This is a genomic window from Bacillus jepli (assembly GCF_047238305.1).
Classification (GTDB): Bacteria; Bacillota; Bacilli; order Bacillales; family Bacillaceae_L; genus Ferdinandcohnia.
In genome coordinates this window covers 3,942,548-3,962,547 of sequence record NZ_JBDFMO010000001.1, presented here as the reverse complement: position 1 = coordinate 3,962,547, position 20,000 = coordinate 3,942,548, and the positions used below count along the sequence as shown (strand labels likewise).

Genomic DNA, 20,000 nt, shown 5'->3' with positions numbered 1-20,000 from the left:
CTTACTTTCTCCACTTCTGAATGAATGATATTCCAAATTTTTTCCGTTTGAAGGGATCCACAAATAAGGCTGCTAAATATTCTTTAAATGTTAAAGAAGCAACTGGTTCAAGATAAGCCACCCCAAAGGACTCCAATTTAGAAAGATAAATTAGAACACTAAAGAATCCAACAAAAAGCCCGTATATTCCTAAAAAAATTGACAGTATTATCGTATAAACGCGAAGGATACTGACTGTTCCCACTAATGATTGATTCACGAGTGTGTAACTTGCGACCGCTGTTAAAGCAATGACAACAATCATCGTCGGGGATGCAAGACCTGCCCGAATTGCTGCATCACCGATAATGATACCGCCGACAATGGATACCGTTTGTCCGAGAATGGTCGGCATTCGGACTCCAGCTTCTCTTAACAATTCAAACAAACCGAGTATAAAGATCGCTTCGAGTCCAATAGGTAAGGGCAACCCTTCACGTGAGACAACGACAGTGGCTAACAATGCAAACGGAAGTTGGTCTATATTGACAGAAGATAGCGAAACCCAAAATCCCGGTAGGAAAATGGCGATTAGTAAACCGACCATTCGAATAAACCGTCCAAACAGAACAAAATAGTATGGAAAATGGACATCCTCTGGCGATTTAATGAGCTCAAAAACATTAATAGGTCCAATTAACACAGAAGGTGATCCATTGACAATTATGATAAATCTTCCGCGGATCATGCATTCAATGATATAGTCTGGGCGTGTCACATAATCAAATAAGGGAAACAACGAAAATGTACGATCGGAAAGCCATTGTTCTAATTGACCACTGCTAACAACGCTTTCCCCTTGAAAGGTAGCGAGTCGTTTCCTAACTTCCGCAATGATGTCCTTATTGGCTTTATCATGTAAATAAAGCAATGAGACCTCTGTTTTACTCAGCGTTCCTAAGGTGAACTTCTCGGAATAGAGTTGAGCTGACTTCATTCTTTTTCGAATTAAGGAGATGTTTACATTCAATTCTTCGGTAAAACTATCCTTCGGTCCCTTAATTGAAACCTCTGTCGTTGATTCTTGTGGGTTTCGTTGTGGCACTTTGCTAATATCGAACACATGAAAGAATGGAGTTCCTTCTCTAAAAATAATCAGAGAACCAGAGAACACAAGATTCACCATTTCTTTCATGCTTTTTATATGCTGGACAGGTGGGAGCTCTTGGGAAAACTTGCGTGGTTCCTGTAGCCCAATGCTTAAGAGGATTCGGTTGAAATACTCGTTTAACTGTGAGGAATCAAGCATACCTTTGCAATAAAAAGCTTGGAGAAACTCGTCGTTTTCAATCGGTATAAATTCAATATCAGCATAATGACGAAAAAAATCTTTGATTTCATCGCAAGACAAGGTTTCGTTTGCTAATAAATGATCAATTTCGTTCATGTTCATAGGCTTTGGGTTCCTTTCTTCATTGGCAAGTAGCAAATAATCAATAATGCCAACGAAATTAACACAGCACTTATAAATGCAGCTGGATAAAAGTATCGTCCGATAAGTGTTTGTACCCACATGTCACTTAATGGAAGGATTGTTAATAATCCTAAGAGAATGGTGGTGACCATGAACATCTTCTTTTTTTTAGAAGGAGAGGTATGGCATTTAACCATATCTGCCAATAAATAAAGTCCTAATGAAACCCGGATAAGCTCGCCACTAAGTAATTGAAACACCGCCAAAAAGTCAACATGCGAAATATAATTTCCTAACGTAATGAGTCTCCATTGTTCAAAAGCTGGAAATCTCATATCTGAGGCAACTGCTGGACCAAATGACGCCAAGGATCCCGTGGTTGGACCTAGGATCAGACCAGCTAAAATCGTGATTAATATGACAAGGTTAAAAAACGTAAACGATTTTTTTAAGTGATGCTGAAGTAGTAACAATACAAGGAAATCCGCACTTCCTCCAAGAATAATCATGGACCCTTTAATTACGGGTTGATAACCATCAATAAGAACAGGAAATAGGTAGGAATAATCTTTTTCGTTATAAGTAAATAAAGCTACAAAAATCCCAAGCATCCAAACAATCGGCAATAATATCGCGGACACAGAAACAATCGATTTTAAGCCACTATATGCTGACCACATACAAATCAAAAGGAAAGGGAGCATCACCACAAAGGAAGGTGTGCGCGGCAAAAAATAAATATTGACGGATTGTATCAAATCATAAAAAGAAATCGCACTAATCGTGAAAACATAAACCACAAGGAAAGCAATGATCACACGAGATATCGTGACTCCTGCACGTGTTGTGATCCAGTCATAAAGACAGAGTCGCTGTTGATTTTTTTTCATGATTAAATAAAGGATGAATCCCCAAAACAGGAGGATCGCATAGGCAAATAATGCCGATACCCATGCATCACGTTTTCCTGCTGTAAGCAAATGGGGCATGATGAGCACATGATTGGAGATTCCAATAAAAAGTATCAGAACAAAAAATAACTGAGTACGCGAGAAAAGCATTTCACCACCACCAAATAGGTTCCACTTCTGTTAGGATTTGATTGTGTTACCAAATTATGCATAATGAGAGGGTGATGCAGAAATTTAAAGTGGGGGAGGTGGGTTTGATTTGACCTCTTTCGTGGTACAATGGAGTCAATTCCGTCGGCAAATAAAACAGAATAATGAGCTACCTTGGTTATTAATGTTATCTGCAGTTGATTATCCAGAAAATAAATTAGACGATGAATTGATGTCCGAATTGGAGGAATGGGCAATGAACATCGAGCAAGTAAGAGAAGCACTCATCGAATGGGAAACAATTAGTGCAAACAAAGAAAATTGTGTCATTTATGAAGCACGAGCAAAAGAACTACGAGATTTGTTAAGTAACCTTGAAGGTGAGCGGAGATTGGGAAGAGAAGAAGGTAAAGAGCTAGGAAGAACAGAAGAAAAATATCAGCATGCTTTAAAGATGATTAAAAAAGATTTGGACCTTTCTTTAATTGAGGAGATTACTGGTTTATCAAAAGATGAAATTTTGAAACTGAAAAGTAAATAAAGCAGATCATCGTAAACAAGCCACTCGTAATATTGAGTGGCTTGTTTTGAATGGGTAACCTAGTTAGAGCTTTTCAGAGATGGTGAATTCGGCATCATGTAGTAAATGGGTCATTCCTTAAGCTGCCGTATAAAATAAAGGAGTTCTCCACCATTAGTTTCCGCTATCAATACTCCTGAATCATTTGTACGAAACACAGCTGTTCCTTTTGGTAATTTGGTTGCTGAAAAATTCCACATGAAGAGTAACGCTTTATTTGATTCACCCATTTTCTCTTCTTTTTGAAATTTCCCTTTTTCTTTTTCAAACCAATCTAGCTCCGTTGCATTAGAGTACACATTTCCTTTGTACAAGAGAATATCCCTATCTTTAGTCATAACACCAACAAGTACATATCCGATCATAAGCAACAGGGAAATTGACAGCAGAACCATTATCATTTTCTTCATAGTATCCCTCGAAATAACAAGTCCTTTACCATTTTTCATCTACTTTAAACCTCAAGCATTTCGTATACACAGGAATTCGCCCCACTATAGATGAGCTTTTTCGGACCCTTGAATGGCCTGTTCTCTTTCTTCCTTTACTTTCTGTTGAAGACGTTTTGTTTCATAAATGATAATGCCGGATAGTCCTAGTAACCCAATTAAGTTTGGTATTGCCATTAGACCGTTCAATACATCAGCTAAAGCCCAGACTGCATCAATGGACGCGGTGGCACCAACAAATATAAACAATACAAAAACAATACGATATATTTTTACCGCGATGGGCTTATTAATTAAGTATTGAAAACATTTTTCCCCATAGTAACCCCAACCAAGAATGGTGGATGAAGCAAAGAACAATAGACCAAATGTGATCAGGTATGGACCAGCACCACCCAATAATGTTTCGAAAGCAGCTGAGGTAAGTACACCAGCTTTAATGGATTTATCTTCCCATTGACCTGACATGACAATTGTAATTCCGGTTATCGAACAAATAATCAATGTATCAATCAGAACCTGTGTCATAGATACTAATGCCTGTCGACCTGGTAAATCTGTTTTAGCCGCGGCTGCTGCAATTGGAGCGGATCCAAGTCCGGCTTCATTCGAGAATAATCCACGAGCAATTCCGAATCGAATAACAGCACCAATGGTACCACCAACAGCAGCTTCACCTGAAAAAGCATAAGAAAAAATAGTTGCAATGGCTTCAGGGACAAGATTAATATTCATTACCATCACAATTAATCCGGAAAGGATATAAAATACCGCCATAATTGGGACAAAAAAGGCAGTTACACGTCCAATCCATTTAATTCCACCAAGTATAACCAACCCTGCAAAAAGAACAAGGGCTACACCTGTAACCCAAAAGGGTACGGAAAAGGTATCATTCATTAAATCAGCAACGGCCTTTGCTTGTGTACCATTTCCAATCCCAAATGCTGCAAGGGCTCCAAAGAGTGCGAATAATACACCAAGCCATTTTTGTTTTAAACCATGTTCTAAATAGTACATGGGTCCTCCAGCCATATTACCTTCAGAATCTTTCACACGATATTTAACAGCGAGAATCGCTTCCCCATATTTTGTGGCCATTCCGAATAAGCCTGCAAGCCACATCCATAAAACTGCACCAGGACCGCCCATAACAATAGCGGTGGCAACACCGACAATGTTCCCTGTTCCAATAGTAGCTGCTGATGCTGTCATAAGTGCCTGAAAGTGGGAAATATCCCCGTCTGATTCGTTATCCTGACTTCTGGAAAAAGCAAGTTTTAACGCATAAGGCAATGACCGAATTTGGAGGAAACCCAGTCGAACTGTTAGGTAGATACCCGTACCAACCAAAAGAACAAGTAATGGTACTCCCCATACGATATTACTCATTTCACCTAAAAATTCTTCGATTTTCTCCATCTGTTTCCCTCTCTTTCTTCATATGTATTGAGATTTTTAAATTATCCAAGTATTTCAATTAAAACGAAAATTAACAATTTGGTCAAGGGTTACAGAAGGATATAGTTATTTTGGTCTAGAGCCAAAGGGACCACAAGAACCGTCCCCTTGGTGCCCTTGGCGCCATGGGTGCCCCTGACCCCCTTGGCACCAAAGGAAATTCCCAAATGCTTTAATGCATGATTTATCCTTTTTTCGAATAGCTATAAGCAAGGTGAATTTTGGACGTGCAATGAAGGGGGACCAACAGTGGTTGAAGCGATTTTGAGGTTATTTGTGAGTGAAGAGCAGGCAGAGGCAGTATTGGCAAGTCCATTGGTTGAATTGATTTTTATGGTGCTTTTTGTTGGGTTTGTCGTAGCAATCTTGGTTCATTTTACGTTGTACAGCAAATTGCGGAGAATCCGGAATTTTATCCGTGATAGGAATACGCTTGAGATTGATCCGCTCAATCGAATTCAGGGAGATTTTGAACAAGTGAGCCAAAAGGAATCAGTGAAGGTTGAGACGTTTGTTCAAAACAAAATATCTGGGTGGCGTGTAATGAATGTACCTGTTGTGAATCTGATTAAAATTGTTCAAATGACGGTGTCCATTTTTATTTTAATCGGTGTGCTTGGGACGTTCATTGGATTGGCAATGTCACTTGGGAGCATTGACACAACAGGTGATATGCTTGTGGAGAATGTCGCAACAGTGCTTGCGGGGATTGATGTTGCATTTTACACAAGTATTGCTGGAATGGGGTTGTCGTTGGTCATGACGGTTGTTACCCGGGTCGCCAATACTGAATTTATGTTGACTGATATCATGTTGAAAACGGAGTCCATTTTAGAAGGAAATGAACAGGATGGAATGGGGCGACTTATTGCTGTTTCAGAGACGATTAATTCGTCGATTCTCGAGCTGCGGAACACGAATCAAGAGTCGCTTCAAAGTATCGTAAATTCATTCAAAGGGTTCCAGGAATATACAGTTGGTTTACAGCAATCAGCTAAGGATCTGGCGAAATTTAATGAGGGACTTACGGAAAATCTTAAACAGTTTTCTGTTATTTTTCACGGCGTACAGGAATTAACAGATGGCTTTGATCAAGGTGTGAAAAAATTAAATCACAACTTCGATCAACTGTTTACATATTTTGAGAACATGGACCAGCGCAACGAAAAAATGCGAAGTGCTTTTACGGAGACGTATAAAAAGATAGCGGAATTAACGGTGGCGCAGAAGGAAACGATGAATCATTTTCAACAATCCGTTGTCGATCTTAGGGAATATTTCTCCACCATCGCCGAGAGACAGGAATCGATTTATAGTGCGTTTGACAAAATGAATGAACAAAGTGAACATCAGATTAAATTGATGAAAGAAAACAATCTTCAGTTTGAACGCATTTTTGGAACGGATGTAAGCTCTAAGCTAACCGATATTATTTCTTCGCTACGAGATGTTCGGAATGATTTTAAAGCGCTGGGAACCTCTATTGGACGCCTGCCACATGCGCTAGATACAATTAACAAAGCTCAAAGTGAATATAAAAATCTTTTATCCTATCGTTTCGATGAATTGACTCATTTCACTCATGAATTCAACTCGCATTTACAAGTTCATTTAACAAATTCCCAAGCGATTGAAAGCTACTTAAGTGAGGCGTCTCGTTCAAATGAGCAGGTGGGGATGAAGTATATAAAGCTATTAAATGAAATCAATCGGACGATTACCCAAATGGGAGATTCCTTTCAATATAAAGAAAACCAAATTGACGCGAGTGTGAATGCTTTACGCGATACGCTTTCGAAATATGTGACAAATTTAGAAGGGACTCTAGGAGAAAAACTTGATAAAATAAGCAGAAATTTGAATGAGTACATCCTGGAAATGAATGAGTCGGTAAAAAAGGAGTTTAAACAGATTGGCGAGATCACAGGGGATATTGGGCAAAGAAATGCGCGTCAGTTACAGCAATCTCTGGGGGATATCGGTCAGGAATTTCAACAATTGAATCGACAGCTCCAGTCGATTACCCAAAGGACGGTTCAGGAAAATAGTCGAGTAAGGATTGGATCGAATGATTAGTAAATACCAAAGGCTTTTTCATCGGGAGCAAGAGGAGAGTTCGTTTTGGCCATCCTTTACGGATTTGTTAACATCGGTATTGCTATGTTTTATTCTGATTTTTATTATCATGATGGTGATCAAGTCGTTTCAAATTCAAGAAATGAAAAAAACAATTGATCAAATCATGGGAGTCAGGGTTGGGCTCATTGAGGATTTAAACGAGAAATTCAGTGATTCTAGCATCGAAATTGATGAGAAAACGGGTGCATTGATTTTTAATACGGATATTTTGTTTGAGTATGATTCAGCCGTGTTGAAGCCCGAAGCATTCACATTTTTGGATGAATTTGTCCCGGCCTATTTGGATGTGCTGCTTGAGAATGGGTATGAACAATATATTTCTGAAATTATCATTGAAGGGCATGCAGATAAGGATGGTTCATATCTGTATAATATGGAGCTCTCCCAGCAACGCGCCTATAGTGTGGCAGAATATATTTTAAGTGAGGAATTTCCGTATAAAAATATTCAGGAACATTTAAAATCAAAGCTGACCGTAAATGGTCGTTCCTTTACGGATGGACGAGTGGATCAGAATGGAAACTACGATGGTCAAGCTTCTCGGAGGGTAGAGTTTAAATTCCGCTTGAAAGACCAAGAAATATTGGAAAAAACAAGAGAATTGTTGGGGAGATGATGGGGAATTCGGTTTTAGCCGGATTCTTTTTTTATTGTTTAAGGAACATGCTAATGTCATAGGTTTTTGTTTTTAAATGAAGAAGGTTTTTGGAAAAATATGTCGAAAATAAACTTAGGAGAAAATAGTATTTTGGGGCGATATCCTTTAAACAATCTTGATCCCTACCATACAAAAGTAACCTCACCTCGAAACCTTCAACATGCAAATGTAACCAATACTCTACACACCATTTCCTAAATAAATGGATTTCCTATAAAATAATACGTATAGATTACATACCCACGGATCGAAAGTGGACGAGGAACATGTTGCCGTGACCTACCGAAAGGATGATTGTTTTTGGACATGACTATGAAGAAAGTAATAGAGGCAAGTTATTTGACGGCAGATTCTGCTGCTCAGTATCGGACAATCTTACGCTATTTTTATCATCAGCATGAGAGAATGCGAGATTTTATTGCACCGGAAGAAATTTTAGAATATATGCGTTCCATTCCTCATTTTTCTGATTATCAGGAAGAACAGCTCCATCAACAATTGGCGCAACTCGTAAAGTGGAACAATTTGATTGCCAGACAAGATATGACGAATGCGAAAACAGTTGAAGAATATAAAAAGAAGCGTTTTCGCTATCAGTCTACTCCTTATACAATAGAGATTGAAAGAATGCTTGTGGTTCTTGAAAAGAAGGTTGGAGATACTTTTCAAGGTTCATTGGAACGATCTCAATTTGATAGACTCCTCCAAGCGATTACCGGTTTACAACATGAAATTGAACACCTTTTACCTAAGAATGCAGAAGAATATATGCGAATGTGGGAGGATGTCTTTCGTTATTTTCAAACCATCCGAACAAGTACTGCTGATTATATTGCTTATATTAATAGTGAACAAACCGATCAAAGGATGCAAACAGAAGCCTTTCTTGTTTATAAAAATCAGTTTACTACCTATTTACGCGATTTCATTGTTTCACTTCAAAAAACTTCTCTCCAAATTGGTGAAAGGTTACATGAGTTATCAGCGCAGAAATTAGAAGTGTTTTTTGGAAAATTGATTGAACATCGAAAGTCAATTCCACGCTTAGAGGATGTTTCATCATCAATTGATGAGTGGCGAACGGAGTACGAAGAATATTGGGATTCCTTAAGGCAATGGTTTTTAGGTTCAAGTACCCAGCAGAGTGAATTGGACATGCTCCAATGGCAAACAAATGAAATGATCCGTCGTATGACACGATATGTACAACGAATCGGAGAAAGACAACAGCATTTTCGAAGTAGGAAAAATGATTACCTGCACTTAGCAAATTGGTTTGCGAATAGCACTTCCTTAGATGAAGCACATAAGTTATCCTCTGTTGTTTTTGGCGCAATGACGATTCAACATCTTCAACTTGAGGAAGGGACAACCGATAATTTGCATTCTGATACGTGGGATGAGGATCCTATTCATTTATCTATCAAACCAAGAACCAATCGATATCGAGAAAAGACAAAACCTGGTGCGATGACGTCAAACGCATTAAAGAAAATGCAACAGCGCGAACAGTATCTAGAAGAACGTAGGCAGGAACGAGCCCTTATTGACCAATATATGAATGAGGGAATCATTCAGCTTTCTGAAATTTCAAAGGTAGATCCTTTTGTTCGAAAGGTTTTACTAAGTTGGATTGGAAAATCAATGGCAAGTAAAAATCATAAGGTGAAAACAGATTATGGAATGGTTGTTAAGGTAACAATTGATAACAGTAAAAGAATTTTACTAGAATCTGAGGATGGAACTTTAAAGATGCCTGATGTACGGTTTGAATTTGTAGAGCAAGGAAGTGGGTTAGGATGAGGGAGCAAACACTAGAGTTTGATGAGAAAGCGAGCCTTGGCATGGATCTCTTATTTAATCATTACTGGATTTTACGGGTGGAAAATCCGGAATGGTATCAACTTATTCGTGAACGTGAAAAGGTCCTTCGTCGTTACATTAATGAAAAATTTGGGTTGCGACTTATCGTTCATCAGCATTTTATCAAACTTGAAAAAATCCCTGTTGAACCTCAAAGCTGGATGGGAATTAACCATTTTCAGGAGCCGATGGATTATGCCATTTTTTGCTGTGCTTTATCTTTTTTAGAGGGTAAATCTGTTGATGAACAGTTTTTACTGTCGGATTTAAGCCAAGAGATCCAGGCGGATTATCCAGGGGAGTTTGAACTTGATTGGACTCTGTATGTTCATAGAAAATCACTTATTCGAGCGATTAAAGTCTTACTCGATTTCCAATTAATCCGAACCATTGATGGGGATATTGGTAGATTCGACCACGATGAAGAACAGGAAGTATTGTACGAAGCAACGGTTTATAGCCGCTATTTTATGCGCTCCTATCCAGATGATTTTGTTGCTTATAAAAATTGGGAGGAGCTATTAAATGAGGATTGGAAACTCAATCAAGAAGATGAACGTCGAAAGAGAGTATATCGAAAACTATTTTTTTCACCTGCTCTGCATCGTGTAGACCTTCAAGATCCTGATTTTATATATATTCGAAATTACCGAAACCGATTAGCAGAGGATATTGAGAATCATAGTGATTACAAATTACATGTTTATAAAAATACAGCTTTTTTATCAGTGGCTGAGCCGAAAAAGTACCAACAAGTATATCCAAATTCAAAGGCGTCAACAGATATTCTCTTACAACTATCAGACTATCTTCATCATCATCTCGAACAGTTTATTCCAAAAGAAAATGGAGAAATTGTGATGACTGAGGGGGAACTAGATGGTGTTCTAGAAATTCTACGTAAAAAGTACGAAGGTGGCTGGGCCAAATATTTCCGTGAGAAAACAACGAGCGCTGTTCGTTCTGAGTTAATAGACGCCATGAAGGACTGGATGATGGTTGAAGTTGAGGAGGAAAGCTCTTTAATAAAAATGAAACCAATCTTAGGGGTGTTAACAGGATCGTACCCTAATGATTTTGAAGGAGGAGAGGTCTAATGGCAACCAATAGATGGATGATGAATCGTGCAGGGCTATTAAACTTTTGGTACTACGATCATGAAATCTTTCATTTCGAGGATGGAAAGCTCTTATTAAGAGGGTCGAATGGCTCCGGAAAATCAGTAACGATGCAAAGCTTCCTGCCAGTTTTGCTAGATGGGAAAAAGTCACCGGATCGTCTTGACCCTTTTGGCTCAAAGGCTAGAAGAATGGAAGATTATTTATTAGGTGAAAAAGAAGTGGTGGATAGAGATGAACGGACAGGCTATTTGTTTATTGAATACAAAAAAAGAGATTCAGAGCAGTATATTACAACTGGGATTGGTATGCAGGCGAAGCGAAACAAAGGGATCAAATCCTGGTATTTTCTGATTACAGATAACAGAAGAGTGGGTCACGATTTCCACCTTTCACAGAAATACGCCGGAGATATGGTGCCACTTTCAGCTAAAGAATTGGAAAATCGAATTGGCAATGGTGGCTATGTTGTAAATACACAACGCGAATACATGGAGCTTGTGAATAAATATGTATTTGGTTTTAATTCGATAGATGCTTACGAGGATTTAATTAAATTATTAATTCAACTAAGAAGTCCAAAGCTTTCGAAGGATTTTAAACCTACTGTTATTTATGAAATCTTAGAATCCGCTTTACCACCATTAACGGATGATGAATTACGACATCTTTCAGATACCATTGAAAACATGGATCAGGCAGCCCAGCAGCTGGAACAGTTAGAAAGAGAATATGAGTCCATCGGAAGGCTCGAGTCTGTTTATGATGCGTATAATCAATTTATTTTAGCGGAACGGGCTAACCAGTGGCAACGGGCTGAAAAGAAGAGTACCTCTGCTAAAAAGCAGGTTCAGGAATTATCCAAACAGCTTGAAGAATTTGATGAAGAAATAGAGAAGCTTACTGAAGATAAAATAGTATACCAACAACAAAAATATATTGCGGAACAGGAGAAAAGCTCCTTACAAAAGCATGAGGTATGGTCTTTAGAGGAGAAAAAATCAGAAAAAGAAAAAGAATCTACCTCGTTATCACTAGAAATAGGTAAGCTTGAAAATAAGTGGTCCGATCAAAATAGCAAATTAAATTGGTTTTGGCAGGAAAAAGAAAAATACGAAACGAAGCTGGCTCAGCTTGAACGGAAAGCTTCAGAATTACTTGAAGAACTTGATACAGATGCTCTAGAATCGGCTTTTTCACAGCATAAAGTTAATGTAAATGACTTTGAACGTGCACGGGCTGACAGTTTTGATTTTACCGTTTGGTTAAAAGAAGCAAAGGAGCATCGAGCGCTTTTGGTCCAATTGGAAAAACTGGCTGAAGAACAAACACGATTGGGGGAGGAACATTCACGTCTCATGCGCCAATCCTCAGAAAAGAAACGGATTGTAGATGAATGTTTAAAAGAATTGGATCACCTTCAAGACTGGTTTGAGGAACAACAGCAACAACTTGAGAATGACATTTTTCAATGGATGGAAAAACGTCCAAAGCTCACTTATACTGTGGAAATGCGTCAGGAAATAGCAAGATCGTTACAAGGTCTTTACGAACGGAATCGTTTTGATGTGGTTCGTGATCTGTTATTTTCGGCAATCCATGATTATGAAGCAGATGTAAAAAAGAACATCGCCATTACATCAGAAAAAATGGACCGTAAGAAAGAGGAAATAAAGGAAGCGGAAGAAGAGCTTTTCCGTCTTAAAAATCAAAAAATGGTCGACCCGGAAAGATCAGAGGGAACGAAAGAATCTCGAGGACAACTGCAGGAGGAAGGACAAGCATTTCTCCCATTTTATGCAGCAGTAGAATTTCGCGAGCATGTTACAGAAGAGCAAAAGGAACGAATAGAATCAGCCTTGAAAAGGGTTGGGATTTTAGACAGTTTGATAATTGACCAGCCACTATCACCTGAACAGGATGCAGTGATTGTCACTGAACCACGCCTTTTGGGTTACACATTAGCTGATTATTTAATGCCAGATGTTGATGAAGACAGCCCAATTTCAATTGAAAAAATTGATGAAGTACTCAGAAGCATCTCACTTGAAAGAGATGGAAGTGGATTTCACGTCGATATTGACGGTTCCTACTCAGTAGGCTGTCTAGTCGGTCATGCACCTTATGAAGAAAACTCAAAGTTTATTGGCCGTGCTTCAAGGAAACGTCATCAAAAGGAACAAATTCGACTTTGGACGGAAACCATTTTTAAATTACAAACAGAGTTATCTGAATTACAAAATGTGTTAAACGAATATGAAGAAGAACAACAGATGGTCGATAGATGGAAGATAGAACTTCCTGATGACAAGGATTTAGCGGAATTAAATGAACAAATTATTCAAAAGAAGCAAGAATTAACACGCGAACAGGATTTTCTTCGTCAAATTGATGAGCAATGGAAAAAAATATATGATCGCCTAAATGAAGTGAAAAAACAATTGCGTGAACAAGGTATTCACCTGAATATTACACTGACAAAGGAAGAAATTTCACATGCATTCGAGGCGTCGGAAAATTATTCAGAACACCTTAATCTGTTTCAAAACGTCTCCATCCAAATCGCTTATACAAAGAAAGAAGTTTCAGATGTTATGTTGCGGATTGAAGAAACAGAGGACGAATTGGATGAAATTGCTGGTGAACGAAACATTCGAAAAACACAGTTGAATCAAATTAAAGCTGAAATTGATTCAATTGAACAACAGCTTCAGTTAAAAGGGATTGATGATGTTAGAAGACGTATTCAAGAAGTTCAGGTAGCTTTAAAAGAGGCTGAAGACAAGATTCAGCTCATTACGAATACCTTACCGCAAACGAAAGCGAACAAAGACCGATGTTCTGATAAATTACAAGATGCACAGAAAGACCTTGCCTTTTGGCAGAAAATGAACCAAGAATGGGAAAAAATAGTTGAGAAGGAAAAGCAACAAGGCTTTGTCCAAGTTGAAGGCAACGATGCTACAACCATTTTTGAACAACTGCAACCTGTTTTTACGAAACATGATCGTTCAAAGTTACTGGAGCAACTAACAAAAGTCTTTTTCAATGAGCAGACGCATCTAACAGAATATAGAATGTTTGAATATACAGATGAAGCAAACTTTCCAGAATGGTTTCATGAGGATTTTGGTGAGCAATATGAACCGTTTAAATCTGAATGGAACTCCTTAAAAGGAAGACGCGTGATTCAGATGGAATATAGGGGACAACGGGTTAATCCTTATTATGTTTCATCTGCTTTAAAGAAAGAACTTGAGGAACAAAAAGGATGGCTCGATGAACAGGACCGGCAACTTTATGAGGATATCATTGTAAATACAGTAGGGACTATTCTCCGCAATCGGATTCAAAGAGCTCAGCAATGGGTCAAGGAAATGGACAGAATTATGGCTGAGCGTGATAATTCTTCCGGCTTAATTTTCTCGATTGCCTGGAAACCATTAACTGCTGAATCTGAAAATGAGATGGACACAAAAGAACTTGTTCAGCTTTTACAAAGAAATAGCAAGTTTCTCAGTGAAGACGATTTAAACAAAATCACAAAGCATTTCCAATCGCGGATTGCCAAAGCAAAAGAGCTCATCCAGTTAAGGAATGAAGGTTCAACACTTCATCAAGTTCTTAAAGAGGTTCTTGACTATCGCAAATGGTTTACATTTGTCCTATCTTTCAGTCGCGTAAACGAACCAAAGCGTGAGTTAACAAATAATGCGTTCTTTAAATTTAGTGGTGGCGAAAAAGCGATGGCGATGTATATTCCGCTTTTCACTGCAGCTTATTCACGTTATAAAGAAGCGGGTGATATGGCACCATATATTATTTCTTTGGATGAAGCATTTGCTGGTGTGGATGAAAATAATATACGTGACATGTTTGAGGTTGTTGAACAACTTGGCTTCAACTACATTATGAACTCTCAAGCCCTATGGGGGGACTATGATACGATTTCAAGTCTGTCTATCGCTGAACTAGTTCGCCCGAAAAACGCTGATTTCGTAACTGTTATCCGTTATCAATGGGATGGAAAACAAAAATCCCTGGTCATTGATGGGGATGAGCTTATGGAGGAGCTTGTGACGAATGAACAGTAGAGTAAAAATATTTAGGGAAGAGCCAGGATTTATTAAACTTTTTCTCTTATTTAAAGAGAAATATCGCTCTCTAGGTAGAATTGGTGGAACGGTAGGCATAAAAGGCTTTGAGAGTAATGAACTAGATTCCATCGCAGGGTTTTTTGGCGTACCGAAGGAGAAGATTTTACAAAAAGGAACGATTTCCTTAATTGAATTTGAAAAAGAGTTAGCCAATACCGGATTTGAAGATTACAATTTACTAACTTTATTAGAGGAACTCTTCCAAGAAAGAATTTGGACGAAACAGGAAGAATTAGAGGTAGCTCGAGAACAAGAGGAAGCTTTTTTCCAATCAATCAATCATCCTGAATTGACCTGGTGGGTTGATTGGATTCGGTCTAAGGGGCCGGATACAAGATGGATTTGGTCATTATATAAAGCGGATAAGGACAATCTTCGTGAAAAGATTCAAACGACTTGCAAGGCATTCACATTGCTTCCAAAGGAAGGAGAGTTTGAAAGGCTCCCCTTCTTTTCTCAAAGGATCACTGGAAACCCTCACTACTTCGACAATAACGAGGTTGGTGGCAAACTATTTGTACATTGTTTGTATGTTGATCAAATGATTCACGGGAACACTGAAGCGGTTATGCCCAAGAGTGTTGAGGAATTAAATGATTTATTGTCAGAATATCGAATTATGCGGGATGATTTATGGAATTTTGTGACTTGTCAAGGGCTGCTTGCATCGCGTAATGGTAAAGTCCACCCCGTTTGGGAAGCAGCTGCCTTGACTCGGACGGTTATGAACATTCCGATGAAAGAGTTAGCAAAAATAGATAAGGTTGTACCTGTAAAAGGGACTAAAGTTTGGGTGGTTGAAAATTCTAGTGTTGCTTCAACAATAATGGATGTAGTTCCTGAAGCTGCGATTATCTGCACGCATGGCCAAGTTCGGATGGCAGGCTTGCGATTATTGGACTTGTTAGTAGCAGAAAATTGCATTCTATATTATTCAGGTGATTTGGACCCAGAGGGGATATCCATAGCAAATCGACTCAAAGAAAGATACAAGGAAAATGTCCACTTATGGCGAATGGATAAAAAATCCTATTTAGATTCACTTTCTAGTGAAGATATTTCAATAAGACTTAGTAAACTGGATCGAATCACTTCTCCTGTATGGGTTGAGGTTATTACTGCCATGAAAGAAACAAAGCTTGCAGGATACCAAGAAGCGCTCGTACATGAAATGATTGATGACATTAAGGGATTAAACACAACCGATTTATAGAAATAATGATATATGGGCATGTAACCTTTTGTAAGGTACAAGCCTTTTTGGTGATTAATTTAACTTAGAAAGAGAGTGCGATTTGGACAGTAAGAGTTCACAATTGCTGTAATTAGTCCAAATCAATTTCTCATTTTAACACAAACTGAAAAACCAAGATTGATAGTGCCAAAAAAACAATCGGTAGTTAGACAACAAGGTGACATGGAACCACAAGAACCGTCCCCACGGTTTCCGCGGCAATGTTACCCCCAGGCGGAACCACAAGAACCGTCCCTGTGGCCCCTGGCACCTGTGGCCCCAAAAACTTACAACTAATTCCCTATGTCGATTTGTGTAAAATATAGTAGAATGATAGGTGGAGATAAAAGATATTGAAATTAGGGAAGAGGAATAACATTGAAGAAAGTAATCATCGGGTTGGTACTTGTATTGGTGGCGTCCTCTCTATTTTTTACGAGGGAAGCTTTTTCTGATATTTTACAAGAAAGCTATACTTCGATTAAGGAAGTTGTGGTTGGGAAAATTGCCTTGAGCAAAGAAAGCAATGGGGAAGCATTGCCGGAAAAAGTAGATGCGCCGGAAATCCAAACGGCAGGGGAGCAGACAGAAGTGGCTCCTGATGATGCGAAGCCAGTCATTGATCCAAATGATCCATTTTTATTGTTAGTAAATAAAGAGGTTAGGGTTTTGGATGAATCATATGTCCCACAAAATCTTTCAGTTCCGAATGTAGCATTTTCTACTTCCGTAGCTGAACGTAAACAGATGGTAAAAGAGGCTGCGGATGCTCTTGAACAATTGTTTGCCGGAGCAAGTAATGAAGGAATTACACTTCATGCACAATCTGGCTACCGTTCATATGGTACACAGAATATGCTTTATGATTCTTATGTGCGTGCACATGGGGAAGAAGAAGCAAGTACATTTAGTGCAAAACCGGGGCAAAGTGAACACCAAACGGGTCTTGCGATGGATGTGACAAGTGATAGTGTTGACAACCAACTTGTCCAAGAATTTGGAGAAACCGTGGAAGGAAAGTGGGTTGCCGAGCACGCGGCTGAATTTGGATTTATCATTCGTTTTCAACAAGGTAAAGAAGATATCACGGGTTATATGTACGAGCCATGGCATCTTCGCTATGTAGGTGTAGAGCATGCCAAATATATCACAGAACACGGACTTACATTAGAGGAATATCTTGGCGTTATAGAAAAATAGAGTAGAAGAGCTCCTAAAAAGAGCTCTTTTTCTTTTGCACATTGATTTACATATTCAACTTACCTTACAATTATTGTAATCGATAAAAGTTACAAACATACATATCTAAAAATGGGGGTGTTAAAAATGAACATCGAACGTCAAGTTGAGATCTTTAATAAGCAAGCGGGTAAGTATTATAAACGAGCCAAACAAAAAAATATGGATTTTCGACTGAGGAGTAAGCTTCTACAGTCAGCTACAGGTGATATCTTGGAATTATCGGTTGGAGCGGGAATGAACTTTCAATTTTATCCAAGATCATCGAGAATCACTGCGGTTGATTTTAGTCCTTTAATGATTGACCAAGCAAAGATCGTGGCAGCGGAACAAGGACGTCAAGTCGATTTTCGACTTGGAAATGTGGAAGAGATCGCTCTTCCTGAAAAAACGTATGATACCGTTATCTCAACATTGTCTCTTTGCTCATATCCACATCCTGAAAAGGTACTTAAGAGAATGGCTTCCTGGTGTAAGGAGGATGGGAAGATTCTTCTCTATGAACATGGGATTAGCACCAACTCATTCGTTGCCTGGCTTCAACATAAAACAAACTCTTTTCATATGAAGAAGGTAGGGTGTCATATGAATCGCGACATTCTGAAGCTTGTGCAACAATCTCCACTATCCATCGTTAAATCAGAGCATTACCTGTTAAATGCTGTTCATCTTATTTGGGCAAAGTCAGTTCAGTAAAACAACCGTATTAATTACCATTAAAAGACTCCTTAATCGCAACAAATTCATTGATATTCTCCAAAAAGAGGTCGACTAGTTGAGGATCAAAATGTTTTCCTTTTTGTTCCCTGAAGTATTCCATTATCCTTTCAATTTCCCATGCCTTTTTATAAACTCGATCGTTGCTTAAGGCATCAAATACATCTGAAATCGCGGCAATTCTTCCGTATAAGGGGATTTCTTCACCTTTCAAGCCTCCTGGATAACCGCTACCATCATATTTTTCATGATGGGTCAACGCGATTATCGCTGCAGCCTCCAAGATTTTACGGTTCGAATGTTTTAACATTTGATACCCAATGGTTGTATGAGTTTTCATCATTTCAAATTCTTCTTTTGTTAATTTTTCAGGTTTGGTTAAGATTGAATCAGGAATACCTATTTTCCCAACATCGTGTAAGGGTGAAGCACTTTTTAGTAGTTCTGCCTCTTCATGGGACAAGCCATATTTTAATGCCAATAATTTAGAGAATTCGGCTACCCGTCTAACGTGGTTACCGGTTTCTTTTGAACGGGTTTCTGTTATTTCCCCGAGTGTAAATAAGATTTCCTTTTGGGTGGCTTCAAGTTCACTTGATAGCATTTCATTCTCAGAAAACGAGACAGCATATCTTTTTGTTATGATAATGGATTGGGCCCCAATAAAGGCAACAATTCCAAGTGGTGACAAAATGGTGGTATTAATCATTTGGGCGTCATACATAAGATCATTGATCACTGTACCAATCAATATTAAAAGCGATAGACCAATTACATATGCGCCAACCTGCTTCAATTTGATGCCTTTCATGATTAGGTACAGTAGGTAAGAAAACGTGATAAGTAATAAAAGATAGAGAATATAAACTAGGTTTGTAAAAAAAATTGGTTCCGTAACCATGACGATTACTATACAAAATACGGAAAGAAACATCACGATCTGAACCGGGAGTTTCTTTTGTCCATTAGGGAATTTTAACGAAAAATACTTCATAAAAAGGAGTACACTACAAAAAATGGCCATGAAATTTAATTTAAGCACAACATTCCAGCTTAAATCAGGAAAAAAGTCCAAAATTGAGGTTTGTCCTACTAATAAGATTCTAAAACCATAAACGAGACAAAATAGTCCAAAATAGAGAGGCACACGGTCTTTTCTTCGGTTAAAAAATAGATTTAGATGATTAAAACTGATAATTAGAAAAGCACCAATACTAAACCATTCAATAAACGTATCACGTTTCGACTTATATACAATTTCAGAGGGATTTCCTAATAAAACTGGTCCCATAATTCCAGTATCACGAAAATGAAAATTGGATACTTGCAAGAGAACCTGTGTATTCTCCTTTTCAACATTGAAAAAGATTACTTTTGGAATCCCTTTAGGTACCATTTGGCTTTTTGTTTTTGCAACCTTCCCGTTTTCTATAACCAGTTGATTATTAATCCATAATGTATAAGCACTGAAAACTTGAGGTATATAGATTGCCTTTGTTTGCCCAAGCGAATTTATAGGAAAGTAAATATCCAATTGATAGGTTCCGTACCCATTATGAGTACCCCAATAACCTGGAACTTTCATAGAATGTTTCGAAGGATTTTTTTCGGACTCTAATTCACTCGGTCTCAATAATTGATGAGGATAAAAAGTCCAGTTTCCGGCTAAATTTATTATCTCATCTTTTGGTTGGATCACGATTTCTCCATTTTTGATTGGTGTTTCCTGTTGGTTTTGACATCCTCCCATAAAAAACATAAAAAGGGAAATGAATAAAATAAGGGATATTTTATGTAGCATAATCCTACTCCATCTATTTCAAGTTAGTTGATTACATATTGCCAATTACCCCTTCATTTTTTCCTTCTAT

Annotated in this window: 14 protein-coding genes; 9 read left to right on the top strand and 5 right to left on the bottom strand. The window is 38.3% G+C overall.

From position 1 onward, the window contains the following. Position 1 precedes the first annotated feature (1 nt). Together ABC371_RS20235 and ABC371_RS20230 are read right to left on the bottom strand one after the other, a co-directional pair. Positions 2 to 1,432: a spore germination protein gene (locus ABC371_RS20235; RefSeq protein ID WP_412898443.1), complete on the bottom strand. Its 1,431-nt coding sequence runs from the start codon at positions 1,430 to 1,432 to the stop codon at positions 2 to 4. After that, positions 1,429 to 2,514 carry an endospore germination permease gene (locus ABC371_RS20230; RefSeq protein ID WP_412898442.1) on the bottom strand — a complete coding sequence of 362 codons (1,086 nt, stop codon included), beginning with the start codon at positions 2,512 to 2,514 and terminating at the stop codon, positions 1,429 to 1,431. Before ABC371_RS20230 ends, ABC371_RS20235 begins: the two co-directional genes overlap by 4 nt. A 109-nt stretch (positions 2,515 to 2,623) precedes the next feature. Between ABC371_RS20230 and ABC371_RS20225 the strand changes: the two genes are divergently transcribed. Continuing rightward, complete coding sequence (locus tag ABC371_RS20225; RefSeq protein WP_412898441.1) at positions 2,624 to 3,055, top strand: hypothetical protein; 432 nt, start codon at positions 2,624 to 2,626, stop codon at positions 3,053 to 3,055. A 110-nt stretch (positions 3,056 to 3,165) separates the two neighbouring features. Here ABC371_RS20225 and ABC371_RS20220 read toward each other — a convergent pair whose 3' ends face one another. Further along, positions 3,166 to 3,543 (bottom strand): hypothetical protein, encoded by a 378-nt coding sequence (locus ABC371_RS20220; RefSeq protein ID WP_412898440.1) that lies wholly within the window; start codon positions 3,541 to 3,543, stop codon positions 3,166 to 3,168. Positions 3,544 to 3,588: 45 nt separating this feature from the next. Then, positions 3,589 to 4,965 (bottom strand): alanine/glycine:cation symporter family protein, encoded by a 1,377-nt coding sequence (locus ABC371_RS20215; protein WP_412898439.1) that lies wholly within the window; start codon positions 4,963 to 4,965, stop codon positions 3,589 to 3,591. Between the two features lie 288 nt (positions 4,966 to 5,253). Between ABC371_RS20215 and ABC371_RS20210 the strand changes: the two genes are divergently transcribed. The 8 genes from ABC371_RS20210 (at position 5,254) to ABC371_RS20175 (ending at position 18,108) form a co-directional block, all read left to right on the top strand. Further along, positions 5,254 to 7,080 (top strand): MotA/TolQ/ExbB proton channel family protein, encoded by a 1,827-nt coding sequence (locus tag ABC371_RS20210; RefSeq protein WP_412898438.1) that lies wholly within the window; start codon positions 5,254 to 5,256, stop codon positions 7,078 to 7,080. Beyond that, positions 7,073 to 7,759, top strand: coding sequence for an OmpA family protein (locus ABC371_RS20205; protein ID WP_412898437.1), 687 nt, complete (start codon positions 7,073 to 7,075; stop codon positions 7,757 to 7,759). Before ABC371_RS20210 ends, ABC371_RS20205 begins: the two co-directional genes overlap by 8 nt. Positions 7,760 to 8,101: 342 nt before the next feature. Further along, a complete protein-coding gene (locus ABC371_RS20200; protein ID WP_412898436.1) occupies positions 8,102 to 9,604 on the top strand; it encodes a TIGR02677 family protein in 1,503 nt (500 codons plus the stop codon). Next, a complete protein-coding gene (locus ABC371_RS20195; RefSeq protein WP_412898435.1) occupies positions 9,601 to 10,761 on the top strand; it encodes a TIGR02678 family protein in 1,161 nt (386 codons plus the stop codon). Before ABC371_RS20200 ends, ABC371_RS20195 begins: the two co-directional genes overlap by 4 nt. Continuing rightward, complete coding sequence (locus ABC371_RS20190) at positions 10,761 to 14,876, top strand: TIGR02680 family protein (protein WP_412898434.1); 4,116 nt, start codon at positions 10,761 to 10,763, stop codon at positions 14,874 to 14,876. Before ABC371_RS20195 ends, ABC371_RS20190 begins: the two co-directional genes overlap by 1 nt. Further along, positions 14,866 to 16,152: a TIGR02679 family protein gene (locus ABC371_RS20185; RefSeq protein ID WP_412898433.1), complete on the top strand. Its 1,287-nt coding sequence runs from the start codon at positions 14,866 to 14,868 to the stop codon at positions 16,150 to 16,152. Before ABC371_RS20190 ends, ABC371_RS20185 begins: the two co-directional genes overlap by 11 nt. 399 nt (positions 16,153 to 16,551) lie before the next feature. Beyond that, positions 16,552 to 17,373: a M15 family metallopeptidase gene (locus ABC371_RS20180; protein WP_412898432.1), complete on the top strand. Its 822-nt coding sequence runs from the start codon at positions 16,552 to 16,554 to the stop codon at positions 17,371 to 17,373. A gap of 126 nt (positions 17,374 to 17,499) precedes the next feature. Further along, on the top strand, positions 17,500 to 18,108 hold the full coding sequence (locus tag ABC371_RS20175) for a class I SAM-dependent methyltransferase (RefSeq protein ID WP_412898431.1): 609 nt from the start codon (positions 17,500 to 17,502) through the stop codon (positions 18,106 to 18,108). A 10-nt stretch (positions 18,109 to 18,118) separates the two neighbouring features. Here the strand turns inward: ABC371_RS20175 and ABC371_RS20170 are convergent, their stop codons facing one another. Next, the gene (locus tag ABC371_RS20170) at positions 18,119 to 19,930 is read right to left on the bottom strand and encodes an HD domain-containing phosphohydrolase (RefSeq protein WP_412898430.1); all 1,812 of its coding nucleotides are present in this window, start codon (positions 19,928 to 19,930) and stop codon (positions 18,119 to 18,121) included. Positions 19,931 to 20,000: the final 70 nt, after the last annotated feature.